14 protein-coding genes are annotated in these 15,462 nt (G+C 63.5%); 11 read left to right on the forward strand and 3 right to left on the reverse strand.

Annotation, left to right across the window (positions count from 1 at the left end; translation table 11 throughout):
• The first annotated feature begins 49 nt into the window (after window positions 1–49).
• The 8 genes from AAC077_RS00685 to AAC077_RS00720 all read left to right on the forward strand — a co-directional run bounded on the left by AAC077_RS00685 (window position 50) and on the right by AAC077_RS00720 (window position 10,557).
• Window positions 50–871 (forward strand): DUF1206 domain-containing protein, encoded by an 822-nt coding sequence (locus tag AAC077_RS00685; RefSeq protein WP_339765858.1) that lies wholly within the window; start codon window positions 50–52, stop codon window positions 869–871.
• Between the two features lie 103 nt (window positions 872–974).
• Entirely contained in the window at window positions 975–3,194 is a 2,220-nt protein-coding gene (gene glyS / locus AAC077_RS00690) for a glycine--tRNA ligase subunit beta (protein ID WP_339767903.1), read from the forward strand.
• Between the two features lie 146 nt (window positions 3,195–3,340).
• On the forward strand, window positions 3,341–5,878 hold the full coding sequence (locus AAC077_RS00695) for a putative PEP-binding protein (protein ID WP_339765860.1): 2,538 nt from the start codon (window positions 3,341–3,343) through the stop codon (window positions 5,876–5,878).
• 129 nt (window positions 5,879–6,007) lie between these two features.
• Window positions 6,008–6,637 (forward strand): cell wall hydrolase, encoded by a 630-nt coding sequence (locus tag AAC077_RS00700; RefSeq protein WP_339767905.1) that lies wholly within the window; start codon window positions 6,008–6,010, stop codon window positions 6,635–6,637.
• Window positions 6,638–6,737: 100 nt separating this feature from the next.
• Window positions 6,738–7,658, forward strand: coding sequence for a dihydroneopterin aldolase (locus AAC077_RS00705; protein ID WP_339765863.1), 921 nt, complete (start codon window positions 6,738–6,740; stop codon window positions 7,656–7,658).
• Window positions 7,655–8,665, forward strand: a complete 1,011-nt coding sequence (gene folP, locus AAC077_RS00710; RefSeq protein ID WP_339765865.1) for a dihydropteroate synthase — start codon at window positions 7,655–7,657, stop codon at window positions 8,663–8,665. The genes AAC077_RS00705 and folP overlap by 4 nt, the downstream gene beginning before the upstream one ends.
• Complete coding sequence (gene glmM / locus AAC077_RS00715) at window positions 8,662–10,008, forward strand: phosphoglucosamine mutase (RefSeq protein ID WP_339765867.1); 1,347 nt, start codon at window positions 8,662–8,664, stop codon at window positions 10,006–10,008. The genes folP and glmM overlap by 4 nt, the downstream gene beginning before the upstream one ends.
• Window positions 10,009–10,062: 54 nt before the next feature.
• A complete protein-coding gene (locus AAC077_RS00720) occupies window positions 10,063–10,557 on the forward strand; it encodes a hypothetical protein (protein ID WP_339765869.1) in 495 nt (164 codons plus the stop codon).
• Here AAC077_RS00720 and AAC077_RS00725 read toward each other — a convergent pair.
• The 3 genes from AAC077_RS00725 to ilvC form a co-directional block, all read right to left on the reverse strand.
• Window positions 10,551–11,483 carry a DMT family transporter gene (locus AAC077_RS00725; protein WP_339765872.1) on the reverse strand — a complete coding sequence of 311 codons (933 nt, stop codon included), beginning with the start codon at window positions 11,481–11,483 and terminating at the stop codon, window positions 10,551–10,553. The two genes, AAC077_RS00720 and AAC077_RS00725, sit on opposite strands and share 7 nt — an antisense overlap.
• Before the next feature lie 139 nt (window positions 11,484–11,622).
• Window positions 11,623–12,006: a hypothetical protein gene (locus tag AAC077_RS00730; RefSeq protein ID WP_339765876.1), complete on the reverse strand. Its 384-nt coding sequence runs from the start codon at window positions 12,004–12,006 to the stop codon at window positions 11,623–11,625.
• A gap of 147 nt (window positions 12,007–12,153) precedes the next feature.
• Window positions 12,154–13,176 (reverse strand): ketol-acid reductoisomerase, encoded by a 1,023-nt coding sequence (gene ilvC / locus AAC077_RS00735; RefSeq protein ID WP_114293858.1) that lies wholly within the window; start codon window positions 13,174–13,176, stop codon window positions 12,154–12,156.
• A gap of 132 nt (window positions 13,177–13,308) precedes the next feature.
• Here ilvC and AAC077_RS00740 point away from each other — a divergent pair, with 132 nt between their 5' ends.
• The 3 genes from AAC077_RS00740 (at window position 13,309) to AAC077_RS00750 (ending at window position 15,406) form a co-directional block, all read left to right on the forward strand.
• Window positions 13,309–13,764, forward strand: coding sequence for an Lrp/AsnC family transcriptional regulator (locus AAC077_RS00740; RefSeq protein WP_339765883.1), 456 nt, complete (start codon window positions 13,309–13,311; stop codon window positions 13,762–13,764).
• Window positions 13,761–14,219: an Lrp/AsnC family transcriptional regulator gene (locus AAC077_RS00745; RefSeq protein WP_028958170.1), complete on the forward strand. Its 459-nt coding sequence runs from the start codon at window positions 13,761–13,763 to the stop codon at window positions 14,217–14,219. Before AAC077_RS00740 ends, AAC077_RS00745 begins: the two co-directional genes overlap by 4 nt.
• Before the next feature lie 62 nt (window positions 14,220–14,281).
• The gene (locus AAC077_RS00750) at window positions 14,282–15,406 is read left to right on the forward strand and encodes an aminotransferase class V-fold PLP-dependent enzyme (RefSeq protein ID WP_339765927.1); all 1,125 of its coding nucleotides are present in this window, start codon (window positions 14,282–14,284) and stop codon (window positions 15,404–15,406) included.
• Window positions 15,407–15,462: the final 56 nt, after the last annotated feature.

Raw genomic sequence — 15,462 nt, forward strand, 5'->3', positions numbered from 1 at the left:
TTTCACGACCCTGTGAGTTGTCCCTTGTATCGCATGAGGGATTTGTCAGATGGCCGACGCCGCACACCAAAGCACAAAATGGATCATGCGCGCGGGCTATGGCGCGCGCGGAGTGATCTATATCATTGTTGGCGGGCTGGCGCTGACGGCGGCCCTGCGCGGCGGTGACGCCAAGGGCACCAAGGGCGCGCTGGCCACTTTGCAGGACGAACCGATGGGGCTGACGCTCTTGTGGTGCATCGCGGTGGGGCTGGCGGCCTATATGATCTGGCGGATCGTCAACGCGGCACTGGACCTTGAGGACCACGGCACCGACGCCAAGGGCATCTTTGCCCGCCTGTGCACGGCGGCCACCGGCGTGATCCACGGGGCCATTGGCCTGTCAGTTGCAGGACTGGCGCGCGGCGGGGCCGCCGATGACAGCGGTGCGCGGGACTGGACCGCACAAGTGATGCAGATGCCGATGGGGCCGACGCTGGTGGCGCTGGCCGCGGCTGTGCTTGTCGCCGCAGGTGTCTATTATGCCCGCAAGGGCGTGACCGGATCGTATCGCAGCCATCTGTCCAACGCCCCCTTTACGCAACGCGCCCAGCCTGTGCTGACCTTTGGCCTTGTGGTGCACGGTGCCATGCTGGCGCTGGTCGGCATGTCGCTGGGCTTTGCCGCCTTGCACGCCGACCCGTCAGATGCGGGCGGCATCGGGCAGGCGCTGGACACGCTGCGCACCCTGGCCTGGGGCCGCTTTTTGCTGGCGGGGGCCGGGCTGGGGCTGCTGGGATTTGCCGTCTACAATCTGGTCGAAGCCGCCTATCGGGTGATCCCGCATATCTCTGGCCCCGACGTGACGACGCTGGCTGACGAGATGGCTTAAACAGTTTCCACACCCTGTGCTACGATTGTTGCTGTTCCGCCTCTGGACCCTTGGCCTTAGGGGCGCTATCCACCCCGCAGCGCAATCTGATGGGGAAATGCCCGTGCCCGACCTGCTGATCGAACTGTTTTCCGAAGAAATCCCTGCACGGATGCAAACCCGCGCGGCAGGTGACCTGAAAAAGCTGGTGACCGACGGGCTGGTCGAGGCCGGTCTGACCTATGCGTCCGCCGCCGCCTTTTCGACGCCGCGCCGTCTGACCCTGACCATCGAGGGCGCGCTGGCCGCGTCCCCCACCACGGTCGAGGAACGCAAAGGCCCCAAGGCCGACGCGCCCGAAAAAGCCATCGACGGCTTTCTGCGCGGCGCCGGCCTGACCCGCGGCGATCTGGAAGAGCGCGACACGCCCAAGGGCAAGATCCTGTTCGCCAAGATCACCAAACCGGGCCGCCCCGCCGCCGAGATCGTGGCCGAGGTGCTGGAACAGACCATCCGTAATTTTCCCTGGCCCAGGTCGATGCGCTGGGGCCGTGGCACGCTGAAATGGGTGCGCCCGCTGCATTCGATCCTGTGCATTCTGGTCACCGAAGAGGGCGCCGAAGTGGTGCCGATGGACATTGACGGGATCGCGGCCGGCAACACCACCCAAGGCCACCGCTTCATGTCGCCCGGTGCCATCACCGTGCGCAATTTCGACGACTATACCACCAAACTGCAACGCGCCCACGTGGTGCTGGACGCATCCGAGCGTGCCGATACGATCTGGCACGACGCCACCAATCAGGCGTTCGCCCAAGGGCTTGAGGTGGTCGAGGATGCTGGCCTGCTGGCCGAGGTTGCGGGGCTGGTCGAATGGCCGGTGGTGCTTATGGGCAAGATTGACGACGATTTTCTGGGCCTGCCGCCCGAGGTTTTGCAAACCTCGATGAAAGAGCATCAAAAGTTCTTTTCCGTGCGCAACCCCAAGTCGGGGCGGATCGAACGGTTCATCACCGTCGCCAACCGCGAAACCGCCGACAACGGCGCGACCATCCTTGCAGGCAACCAAAAGGTGCTGTCGGCCCGTCTGGCGGATGCGAAATTCTTCTGGGAAAACGACCTGCGCACTGCCAATGCAGGCATGGCCGCATGGCTGGACGCGCTGAAAAACGTGACCTTCCACAACAAGCTGGGCACGCAGGCCGACCTGGTCGACCGTATGGCGACACTGGCCCGCGAAATTGCCCCCGCCGTGGGCGCCGACCCCGATCAGGCCGAACGCGCCGCGCGTCTGGCCAAGGCGGATCTGGCCTCGGAAATGGTCTATGAATTCCCCGAACTTCAGGGGCTTATGGGCCGCTATTACATCGAAGCCATGGGCGAGGACAAAGCCATCGCCGCCGCCGCCCAAGACCACTATGCGCCGCTGGGGCCGTCCGATGACGTGCCAACCGCGCCGGTGTCTGTGGCCGTGGCGTTGGCCGAAAAGATCGACAAGCTGACCGGCTTCTGGGCGATTGACGAGAAGCCGACAGGGAGCAAGGACCCCTTTGCGCTGCGGCGGGCGGCGTTGGGGGTTATTCGGATTTTGGTTGAGAATGATTTGAGCGTAAATTTGGTCAGTCCAATTGCTTACAACTTGGCTTTTCTCCTGAACACACTCCGCCACTCTGAAGTACTTGGCCAAGCGACTAAGATTGCAAAATTTGCTCAAGGCACTGGTGAACCGATTTGGGCGCAAAGCTTCTTGAAAAGTATTATCGGAAGCCTTGCAGAAACTAACTTTGATGCGAATGTAGATGAGGTGGCGGCACTCGATTACGACCTCCTCGCCTTCATCCACGACCGCCTCAAAGTCTACCTGCGCGACCAAGGCATCCGCCACGACATCATCGACGCCTGCATCGCCATGGACGGCAACGACGACCTAAACCTGCTGGTCAAACGTGCCCGCGCCCTGTCGGACACGCTGAAAACCGACGACGGCGAAAACCTGATCCAGGGCTTCAAACGCGCCAACAACATCCTGACCCAGGCGGAACAGGCCGACGGCGTCGAATACTCTTTCGGCGCGGACCCCAAATTTGCCGAAACCGACGAGGAACGCGCCCTGTTCACGGCCCTTGATAAAGCCGAGGCACAGATTACCCCCGCCATGCAGGCGCAGGATTTCACCACCGCCATGTCCGCCATGGCCGGCCTGCGCGCGCCGATTGATGCGTTCTTTACCGCCGTTCAGGTGAATTCCGACAACGGAGCAGTGCGCCGCAACCGTCTGAACCTGCTCAGCCGCATCCGCCAGATCTGTCTGGCCGTGGCCGACCTGACCCGCATCGAGGGCTAAGCCCCTTCATCTTGCCAGATAAACTCCGGGGGAGGCGCAAAGCGCCGGGGGCAGCGCCCCCCAAAGCATCTCCTCCAAAGGCCCCCGCGCCCCCTTGTCACATAATCATTACCTTCTATGCTGCCCCCAAATCAAAAGGTGCCGCAGTGCAGAATAACCCCGACACGACGCTGGTCACGCAGACCGCCCCGATCACCGCTGAAACCCACGGCGGTCGGGCAAAGTGTCTGCAACGGCTGGTGCGGCTGGACCTGCCGGTGCCCGCGACCGTGGCGCTGAGCTTTGGCGCGGTGCACAACATCGCCTCGGGGCATTTGCCGGACATTCCCGGCATCCTTTCCGCATTCCCGTCCCGCGCGCTGCTGTGTGTGCGCCCTTCGTCGCAAGACCCCGATTGGGGCGGGCCCGGCGCGGTGCTGAACATCGGCATGAACCACGACCGCCACGCCGAACTGTGCGAGACGCTGGGCACCCAAGCGGCGACCAAGATTTTCCTGCGGTTCGTGCAGGGCTATGCCGTGCACGTCGCACGTCTGGACCCGGACATGTTCGACGCCATCGACGGCGAGGACGCCGCGGCGCTGGACGCGACGCTGTCCGCCTATGAACAAGAGACCGAAGAGCCGTTTCCCGAAGACATCGGTACCCAGTTGGCCGGCGTTTTGAAATCCATGGCCCGCGCGTGGGAGGGCACCTCGGCCCGTCTGTTGCGCATGGCCAAGGGCGCACCAGCCGATGCGGGGCTGGGGCTGGTGGTGCAACAGATGGCACTGGGCGTCGGGCGCGGCGAATGTGGCTCGGGCGTGCTGCAACTGGTCGATTCCGAAACCGGGCTCAAGCAGATCACCGGACGCTACTTGCGGCAAAGCCAGGGCCGCGACGCGCTGAGCCCGCAGGCCGAAAGCATCTTTATCACCCGCGACCCGCGCGGTCCTTCCCTGGAAGAGCTGGTGCCCGAGTGTTTTGCCCAGCTTAAATCCCATGCCGCGCTGATGCGCGCCCGCCTGCGCGCCGAGATGCAGGTGGAATTTACCATTGAAAACGGCAGCTTGCACATTCTGGACGGGGTGCGTGTCAACCGCTCGTCGCGCGCCACGGTGCGCATTGCCGTGCAACTGGCCCGCGATGGCATCATCACCCGCGAAGAGGCGCTGATGCGGGTCGAGCCGCGCGCGCTGAACGAATTGCTGCACCGCCAGATCGCCACCGACGCGCCGCGCGACGTGCTGGGCCACGGCATCGCCGCCAGCCCCGGTGCCGCCACCGGACGGCTGGTGTTTTCCGCGACCGAGGCGCAGGCCAGCGCCGCGCGGTCCGAACCGTGCATTCTGGTGCGCCGCGAAACCTCGCCCGAGGACATTCGCGGGATGCACGCGGCCAAGGGCGTGCTGACCGAACGCGGCGGCATCACCAGCCACGCGGCGGTGATCGGGCGCGGCATCGGTCTGCCTTGCGTGGTGGGCGTCTCGGACATGAAGTTCAACATTGCCAACAAAACCATTCAGGCCAGCGATGGCCGCACCCTGCGCGAAGGCGATGTTGTCACCATCGACGGCACCTCGGGGCAGGTGCTGCTGGGCGCGCCCGACATGCACGAGGCGGCGCTGGACGATGCGTTTCAGGAGTTGATGGACTGGGCCAGTGCCGCCAGCGACATCGGCGTGCGCGCCAACGCCGACACGCCCGCCGACGCGCAGACCGCGCGCAACTTCAATGCGCAGGGCATCGGCCTGTGCCGGACCGAGCATATGTTCTTCGAGCCGGGCCGCCTGACCGTCATGCGCGAAATGATCTTTGCCGACAGCTCGAACGACCGGCGCGCGTCGCTGGAACGGCTGCTGCCGATGCAGCGCGACGACTTTACCCAACTGTTCCGCATCATGCAGGGTCAGCCGGTGTGCATCCGCCTTTTTGATCCGCCCTTGCATGAATTCCTGCCCACCAGCCGGTCCGGTCAGCGGGAATTGGCCGAAGCGCTGGACCTGCCGCTGTCCACCGTCACCCGACGGGTCGACAGCCTGATGGAATACAACCCCATGTTGGGGATGCGCGGCGTGCGTCTGGGCATCACCGTGCCGGAAATCTACGAAATGCAGGCCCGCGCCATCTTCGAGGCGACCATCGACGCCAGCAAGGACGGAGAGCCGGTGGTGCCCGAAATCATGATCCCGCTGGTCAGTGCCAAGCGCGAGGTCGAACTGGTGCGCGCCCGTGTGGATGGCATCGCCGCCGCCGTGCGCAACGAACGCGGTGCGGCCTTTGACTATCGTTTGGGCGTGATGGTTGAAACTCCGCGCGCGGCGCTGCGGGCGGCAGAAATCGCGCCTTATTGCGCATTTATGAGCTTTGGGACCAACGATCTGACCCAAATGACCTATGGTCTGTCGCGCGACGATGCGGGCCGGTTCATGTCGACCTATGTCAAACAGGGCGTCTTTCCCGAGGACCCGTTTCACACGCTGGACGTGGACGGCGTGGGCGAGTTGATGCAGATGGCCGCCGAACGCGGGCGCGGCACGCAGCCGAATATCGTGCTGTCGATCTGCGGCGAACACGGCGGCAACCCCGAATCGATTGCCTTTGTGCGGCAGGCCGGATTCGACTATGTTTCATGTTCGCCGTTTCGCGTACCGGTTGCACGGCTTGCTGCGGCGCAGCTTGCGATAGGCCACAAGACCGGGTAGCCGACCCCTGTTTTCGCCGCCATATCCTGTGCCGGAACAGGGCTGCCTGCGACATAAAGGCATCAGAGGTGGATTCTTTGCCTTTGTTTCGTTAGATCACCGCCATTGAAACTGCGTGTGATGGATCTGATGAAATTTTTGCTGCTGTGCCTCTCACTGGCCTTTGGTCTGTGTTCTGTTCCTGCTCATGCCTCGGAAAAAGAGGCGCTGAGCCTGCTCAAGACCGAACGTCAGGGTCTTCAGTCCCTGTCCCAGGAACGCCTGCAAGCAATGATTTCGCCCCCCACCACCAGCCACAAGGGCCTGCAATTCACCAGCACATGGCTGGACCACCAGCCCAAGGCGACCGGCGGCGACCAATGGCGTTGTCTGTCCGAGGCGCTGTATTTCGAAGCGCGTGGCGAAACGGTCAAAGGCCAGTTTGCCGTGGCCGAGGTGATCATGAACCGTGTCAAATCGGGCCGCTTCCCCGGATCGGTCTGCGGTGTGATCAAACAGGGCACCGGCAAGAAATATCAGTGCCAGTTCACCTATACCTGTGACGGCCACGCCGACAAAATCCGAGAGCAGGGAGCGTATAACCGCGTGGCCAAGGTCGCCCGCGCTGTTCTGGACGGAACCGCGCCCAAGCTGACATCGGGTGCCACACACTATCACACCACCGCCGTGAACCCACGCTGGAGCAAGGTCTATACCCAGACGGCGCGCATCGGTGTGCATCTGTTCTACCGCGACACGTATATGACCGCGTCGAACTGACGCCGCGCCGTCTTTGGTCGTTCCTGTGACGCCTTTGACCCTGTCGCTTTGGGGGCGGGGGCGTTAGAAGGGCATTCAACTGCTCTTGGAATGCGACGTTATGGCCTCTGAAATCCACCTTGCTTTTGCGCACCCGTCGGAACGATCGGCGGCCACTGATGACGGAATGCCGCTCGACCGGATTTCGGTGCGCGATTATGCGGTAGATGTGGAAATTGGGGCCTTTCAGGCGGAACGCGGCAAAACCCAGCGCATCAAGTTCAACATCGTGGTCGAGGTGCAGCCGCTGACCGGCCCCATCGACGATGATGTGGACCGCATCCTGAGCTATGACAAAGTCACCGAAGCGATTGCCCACGAGCTGGCAGACGAACGGTTGAACCTGCTTGAAACGCTGGCGGAACGTGTGGCCGACCGCATCCTGATCGAACCGCAGGCGGTCCGCGCCTTTGTGCGCATCGAAAAGATGGATCGCGGACCGGGTGCCCTGGGCGTCGAGATCGTGCGCGCCCGGACCGAGGACGCAGCGCCCGCCGAGGAAGACGACCCGTTGCATCCCGAACTGGTGTTCTTTGGCAACGCCGCCATCGCCTCGTCGCATCTGACCGGCTGGATCGACCAGTTGCAGGCCGCAGGTCGCCCGCTGATCTTTTGCGTCGGTCCCTCGGACGTGCCTGCGCCGCAAACCGGCCACCGCTGGACCCAGCGGCGCATCGACCTGCTGGCCATTGAACAGAACGCCTGGGTGCTGGCGGCGCGCGACGCGCGTTGCGTGGTGGTCGAGACCCACACCGAACTGGATTGGGCAATGAAAAACGGTCAAAGCTGCGTTTGGGCGCCGTCCAAGATCGTGCTGGATGCGGTGGCGGGGCCATCGGTGCAGCCCAGTGATGCGGTGGCACTGGCCGCGTGGTTCGCCTCGACCTATCACGCGTCCGAGCTGCTGGTGATCGGCGCGGACCTGCCCGCAGATGCCTCTGTGCCTTTGCGCGCGGTGCCGGTGACCGAGGCGGTGCTGTGAAGCAGTATTTCCGGCCCCTGGTGCAGGTCGGGCCGGCGCGGCCCGATGCGGCGCTGACGCTGGCCGGTGGCTGGGGGTGGTTCACCCATGTCGAAGTGTTGGAACGTGGCCGTGCACCGGTCGTGACCTCTGCGGATCAGGTGCATGGCGACCTTGACGCGCTGACAGCTTCACGCGCAGCGATTGCGGGCCTTGGGTGGGACACGCCGCATGTGATGGGCATTCTCAACCTGACGCCTGACAGTTTTTCGGACGGTGGCCAGCATTCAGGCGATGCGGCCACCGCCCATGCGGTTCAGATGGTGCAGGACGGCGCTGCCATGATCGACGTGGGCGGTGAATCCACCCGCCCGGGCGCCGAAACCGTCGACCCGCAAGACGAGATTGCCCGCACCGCCCCGGTCATTGAAGCGATCCGCGCGGCGGGCATCGACACGCCGGTGTCCATCGACACCCGCAAGGCGGCAGTCGCGGCCGCGGCGCTGGATGCCGGTGCCGATGTGGTGAACGATGTGGCGGGCTTTACCTATGACGCAGCACTTGCACCGCTGTGTGCCTATCGCGGTGCGCCGGTCTGTGTGATGCACGCGCAGGGCGATCCGGCAACCATGCACCACGATCCGCACTATGACGATGTGCTGCTGGATGTGTACGATTACCTGGACGCGCGCATCACCGCGCTGACCGACCAGGGCATTGCCCGCGACCAGATCATCGCCGATCCCGGCATCGGATTTGGCAAAACGCTGGATCACAACATGGCCCTGCTGAACCGCCTGTCGCTGTTCCACGGGCTGGGCGTGCCGATCCTGCTGGGTGTGTCACGCAAGCGTTTCATCGGCACCTTGGGGAACGAACCGGACGCGGCCAGACGCGGGCCCGGTTCGGTCGGCGTGGCGCTGGCGGCATTGGGGCAGGGGGTTCAGCTGATCCGCGCCCATGACGTCGCGCTGCACACACAGGCCATTGCCCTTTGGCGCGCCTCTGTGGCACATCAGGCGTCATGAAAAAACTCTTTGGGACAGACGGCATTCGCGGCACTGCGAACACCGGCAACATGACAGCCGAAACCGCCCTGCGCATTGGCGCGGCGGTCGGGCGCTATTTCAAACGCGAAGCCAGCGGCGTGCACCGGGTGGTGATCGGCAAGGACACGCGCCTGTCGGGCTATATGTTCGAAAACGCGCTGACGGCGGGTCTGACGTCGATGGGCATGAACGTGCTGCTGCTGGGACCGGTGCCGACACCGGCAGTCGGCCTGCTGACCCGGTCCATGCGCGCCGATCTGGGCGTGATGATTTCAGCCAGCCACAATCCGGCCCATGACAACGGCATCAAGTTCTTTGGCCCCGATGGCTTTAAACTGTCCGATGCCGCCGAGGCCGAGATCGAGGCACTGGTGCGTGACGGGGTGGACCTGATCGACGCAGGCCAGATCGGCCGCGCCAAGCGCATCGACGACGGGCGCTTTCGCTATATCGAGCGGCTGAAATCCTCGTTCCCGCGTCAGATGCGTCTGGACGGTCTGAAGGTCGTGATCGACTGCGCAAACGGGGCTGCGCACCGCGTCGCGCCCGAAGCCTTGTGGGAACTGGGCGCCACCGTGATCCCCGTGGGCGTCAGCCCCAATGGCCACAATATCAACGAGGGCTGTGGGTCGACCCACCCGCAGGCCGCTGCCGAAACAGTGGTGGCGCACGGGGCCGATGTGGGGATTTGCCTGGACGGCGACGCCGACCGCGTCATCCTGATCGACGAGCATGGCCAGGTCGGCGACGGTGACCAGTTCATGGCGCTGATGGCGGCGCGGATGGCCGAGGACGGCACGCTGAAAGGCAACGCCTTGGTTGCCACCGTCATGTCGAACCTTGGGCTTGAACGGTTTCTGGAAGGGCGCGGCTTGCGGCTGGAACGCACCAACGTGGGCGACCGCTATGTGGTCGAGCGTATGCGCGAGGGCGGGTTCAACCTGGGCGGTGAACAATCGGGCCATATCGTGATGACCGACCATTCCACCACCGGCGACGGTCTGATGGCGGGCTTGCAGTTCCTGGCAGAAATGATCCGCTCGGGGCAACCGGCCAGCGCGCTGTTGCACAGTTTCGATCCGGTGCCGCAATTGCTGAAGAACGTGCGCTATGCCGAAGGGCAGGCACCGCTGGATGTCGCATCGGTCAAAACCGCGATTGCGGACGCCGAAGGCCAGTTGCGCGGCAATGGCCGTCTGCTGATCCGCACCTCGGGCACCGAACCGCTGATCCGCGTCATGGCCGAAAGCGAAGATGCGCAGGTGTTGGAAAGCGCGGTCAATTCGGTGGTGGACGCGGTCGAGGCTGCTGTCGCGACTTGATCGGGGGCGACAGTTGGGCAAAACTGGGCTGATATTCAGTCAGGAGCCTTTGTCATGAAATCCCTTTTCCTCGCCTTGCCCATCATCGCCATGTCCGCAGGTCTGGCCAGCGCTGAAATGCGCGCCCAGATCGGCGCCCCCTGGAACGGCAAGACCGTGCCAGCAGGCCAGCAATGCACCCTGCACGGCGGCAAGGGGAAAACCCCGCCCTTTCAGGTCTCGGGCATTCCCGATGGCACGGTGATGCTGGTGGTGGAATACAACGACAAAAGCTTTCGCCCGCTGTCGACCAAGGGCGGGCACGGCACGCTGGGCTATCCGGTCAAGGGCAGCGCGGGCAGCTTTGCGGCGGTGCCCGGCCTGACCGCCAAGCTGCCGGGCGGTGTGCGCGTTATCAAGAAGGCGCGCAGCACGGGCGAATATGCCTCCGCCGGCTACTTGCCGCCCTGTTCCGGTGGCAAGGGCAACCAGTATCAGGCCGAGATCAAGGCGATCAACGCCCAAGGGAAAGTGCTGGCCAAAACCAAGATGGACCTTGGCCGCTACTGACCCGCGCGGCTGGCACCAAACAACCGCCGCAGCGCCCCGTACTGGCTCAGCCCGACACCTGCCAAGATCAGCGCCATCGCCAGAAACAACGAGGGTGGCGCGGGTTCGCCCAGCAGGACGATGCCCATCAGCACCGACCAGACCGGCACCTGATAGTTGGTCAGGGACATGAACACCGGTCCCGCCGTGCGGATCACCGTGACACGCAGGAAATTGGCCGCTGCCGTGGGCACCAGCCCAAGAAAGGCGATGACCAGCAGGGTTTGCGCCGAGGGCAGGGGCGGCAGCCCTTCGACGATCAGCGCGGCAGGCACCACGATGGCCGCAGCGATCAGCAACAACACGGTGCTCAGCCCAATCGGGTCGATCTGGGGCAAACGCCGCATCAGCACCGACGAAATGCCATAGCACAGCGCGGCCCCCACACAGGCCATGCGCCCCGCCGTTTCCAGCCCCGCGCCCGTGCTTTCAAAGGCACGGCCCCCGACCAGCACGCAAACACCGGCAAAACCGATCAGAAACCCGATGGTGCGCCGCAGGGTCAACCGTTCGCCCGGCACAAAGAAGTGCGCCAGCGGCAGCACCGTCAGCGCCACCGACGCCATGCTGACCCCGGCAAAACCCGATGTGACATATTGCTGACCCCAAGCCAGCAGCATGAACGGAATCGCCGAGCTGAACGCGCCAATCGCCACCATTGCGGCCCATGCGTCGGCGCGCGGCGGCTGTGCGAACAGCCGCCCGCCCATCGCCTGCCATATGGCCAGCATCAACACCGCGGCAAATCCGATGCGCCCTGCGGCCAGCCAGAAGGGGGTGATGCCGGTCAGGGCCAGTTCGGTCACAAGGAACGTGCCGCCCCAGGTGAACCCCAGCACCGCGACCATGATCCAGCTTTTGCCGGAAATGTCCGAATTTTGCGTCATCGTTTCAGTTTCTTCATATTTCGGTGCCCCCGGCAGCAAACCGGTGCAGACACGTTCGCACGTATGGCGCGCGCGATGCTTTGATGACGCTCAAAGCATCTGTTTCAAGTCATGTCGAGGGGCGGATGTGCGTTCGCGCTTACGGGCAGCGCGAATACTTCTGCGCGCCGGGGATCGCGCCGGGCCCATATTCGCGGGTGATCAGCGTTTGGCCATCGTCCTGCACATCCAGAACCATCTGTCGTTGCCACGCCTGACCTTCACCTTCAAAGGCAAAGTCCCCCACAAGGCGGGTCGGCGTCTGGTCGATAATTCCGGTCAGGGTGCCGCGTGCTTCGTAGTATCTTAATTTGGTATTGGAAATCTTGACCAGCCCCTTGGCGGCGGCATCATTTTTACAATCGGCCAGATTCATACCCCACGTGCCCACCAGCGCCTTGGGTATGTTGTCCGAGACGGCCGGGGTGCCGACCATATTGCACGCAGCGGTCAGTACCATGATCGGCAGGGCAAACTTCAACATGGGACTGTCCTCGTTACGGTGATCAGTGTCGCAACGCACGAGCGGCGCGGGCTGTTCCGTTCTGATTGCGAGGACGCAGGAATATGCCCAATGAAAAAAGCCCCGGCGCAGTGGCCGGGGCTTTGGATGGTGCAAGGTCGGAACGGATCAGTTCTTGGATTTGTCGACCATTTTGCCTGCGGAAATCCACGGCATCATGCCGCGCAGTTTCTCGCCTGTGGCTTCGATCTGATGTTCGTCGTTGATGCGACGGGTGCCTTTGAAGAACGGCTGACCCACCTGGTTTTCCGCCATGAAGTCGCGCACGAACTTGCCGGTTTGAATGTCGGTCAGAACCGCTTTCATCCGCGCCTTTGTCTCGTCGTAGGGCAGGATGCGCGGGCCGGACACGTATTCACCGTATTCGGCTGTGTTCGAGATCGAATAGTTCATGTTGGCGATGCCGCCTTCGTAGATCAGGTCGACGATCAGCTTCACTTCGTGCAGGCACTCGAAATAGGCCATTTCCGGCGCGTAACCGGCTTCGACCAGTGTCTCGAAACCCATGCGGATCAGTTCGACCAGACCGCCACACAGAACCGCCTGTTCACCGAACAGATCGGTTTCGCATTCTTCGCGGAAGTTGGTTTCGATGATGCCCGAACGCCCGCCACCGATGGCCGAGCAATAGGACAGACCGATTTCCAGCGCTTTGCCGGATGCGTCCTTGTCCACGGCCACCAGGCAGGGCACGCCGCCGCCTTTGGTGTATTCGCCGCGCACGGTGTGACCGGGGCCTTTGGGGGCCATCATGATGACGTCGACGCCTTCTTTCGGCTCGATCAGGCCGAAGTGCACGTTCAGACCGTGGGCAAACGCAATCGCGGCGCCTTCGCGGATGTTGTCGTGCACGTATTTCTTGTAGGTTTCGGCCTGCAATTCGTCGGGCATGGTGAACATGATCAGATCGGCCCAGGCGGCCGCCTCTGCGATGCCCATGGTTTTCAGGCCTTCGCCTTCGGCCTTGGCGATCGAGGGCGACCCTTCGCGCAGGGCGACGACAAGGTTCTTGGCACCGCTGTCGCGCAGGTTCAGCGCGTGGGCGTGACCCTGGGAGCCGTAGCCCAGGATGGCCACTTTCTTGTCCTTGATCAGGTTGATGTCGCAATCGCGGTCATAGTAAACGCGCATGTTGGTATCCTTCCATATGTCTCTGGCCCGCACCATAGGCGGGGTTTCGGGGATGGTCAGCGTTGGATTTTGAGTTTATTTGGCAAGATGAAGGGTGAATCATTCGCCTGAATTGCAAAAGGCATAAAATTCATGCTTGATGATCTGGACCGGCGCATTCTGCGCCAATGGCAGGCCGACCCGACGCTGTCACCGGCGGAGCTGGCCGAACGTTGCGGCATGACACCGGCGCGGGTGCAGCGGCGGCAGATGCGGCTGATGGACACCGGCGCGGTCAAGGGCGTGCGGGCGGTGATCGACTGGCAGGCGCTTGGCTATTCCGTCGAGGTGTCGCTGCGCGTGACGCTGGACAAGACGGTCGCGGCGGCCTTTGACGAGTTTCTGAAAGCGGCGCGCGAGGTGCCCGAGGTGGTCGAGATCCAGACCTTTCTGGGCCGCGTCGATGTGCGCCTGTCGGTGATCGCGCAGGATATGGGGCATTACCAGCGGGTGTACCGCACGCGGGTGCTGACCCTGCCGCATATCGCGGACATCGAACCGCTGATGCATGTGGCGCGGATCAAGGCGGACGAAAGGTTGCCGATATGATGGAACTGGACGACATCGACCGCGCCCTGCTGCGCGCGCTGGCGCTGGACGCCACGCAAAGCGCCGGTGCCTTGGGCCGCGATCTGGGCCTGTCGCAGCCGGCCACATGGCGGCGGATCAAGCGCCTGAAAGACAGCGGCGTAATCGCGGGCCACCGTTTGCAGATTGATGCCGAGGCGGTGGGTTTTGGCGTGACGGTGTTCCTGGGGGTCAAGCTGGCCACCAAAGGCCGCGTCAGCCTTGAGGATTTTGAACGCGCGGTCACGGCCATCCCCGAGGTGCAGACGGTGGAACACGTCCTTGGCCTGTACGACTACCGCCTGCGCGTGGTGGCCCGCGATTTGCCCGATTTCGAACGGGTGCTGCGGCGGCGGATCATGACATTGCCGGGGGCAGGGGATGTCGAGGCCAACGTGCTGCTGAGCGAGGAGCGGCTGACCGGCCCCATCGGCTGATCTGGCATTTGTCACATATCGGGCGTAGGACTGGCGCAACGTCAGACTGAAGGAGGCCACACATGGCATTGCTCGACACTGTTGACCCGCAAGGGCTGGATGAATTTTCGGTGGTGTTTACCGACCGCTCGCTGAACCACATGTCCGCCGCCTTTCAGAAGGTGATGAAGGATATTTCGGCGATGCTGAAAGAGGTCTACGCCGCCGATGCCGTGGCCATTGTTCCCGGCGGTGGCACCTACGGGATGGAGGCGGTCGCCCGCCAGTTTGCCCGCGGCGCGCGCGTGCTGGTCGTGCGGAACGGGTGGTTCAGCTACCGCTGGAGCCAGATCATCGAAAGCGGCGACCTGACCGGCGAGGCGACCGTGCTGAAAGCGCGCCAGTCGGGGAACGCGTCACCGTCCCCCTTTGCCCCCGCACCCATCGAAGAGGTCGTGGCCGCCATCCGCGACGGCAAGCCCGAGATCGTCTTTGCCCCCCACGTCGAAACCAGCGCCGGTGTGATCCTGCCCGACGACTATGTCGCGGCCATGGCGGCAGCGGCCCACGAGGTCGGCGCGCTGATGGTGCTGGATTGCATCGCCTCGGGCTGTGCCTGGGTGGATATGCGCAAGCTGGGCGTCGATGTGTTGCTGTCTGCCCCGCAAAAGGGGTGGAGTGCGGCCCCCTCGGCCGGTCTGGTGATGATGTCCGACCGCGCGCTGGCGCGGATGGAGCAGACCACGTCCGACAGCTTTGCCATCGACCTGAAGAAATGGCACCAGATCATGCAGGCCTATGAAAACGGCGGCCATGCCTATCACGCCACCATGCCGACCGACGCGCTGCGGGCGTTCCGTGACACGATGGTGGAAACCCGCGATTACGGCTTTGGCCGCCTGAAAGAGGCGCAGTGGCAACTGGGCGATGCGGTGCGCAAGATGCTGGCGGACCGGGGCGTGACCTCGGTCGCCGCAGACGGCTTTGGCGCGCCCGGTGTCGTGGTGTCCTATACCGCCGATCCGCAGATCCAGAACGGCAAGAAGTTCGCCGCCGAGGGCATGCAGATCGCCGCAGGCGTGCCGCTGGCCTGTGACGAGCCTGCGGATTTCTCGACCTTCCGGCTGGGACTGTTCGGGTTGGACAAGCTGTACAACGTCGACGCCACGCTGGCGCGTCTGGAAACGGCGCTGGACAAGGTGCTGTAATAGCGCTTTCGAAAAAAACCTGAATCACTTAACGCTGCCTGAAATCAGAGATTCAA

Origin of the sequence: uncultured Pseudosulfitobacter sp. (assembly GCF_963976325.1) — a bacterium.
Classification (GTDB): domain Bacteria; phylum Pseudomonadota; class Alphaproteobacteria; order Rhodobacterales; family Rhodobacteraceae; genus Pseudosulfitobacter.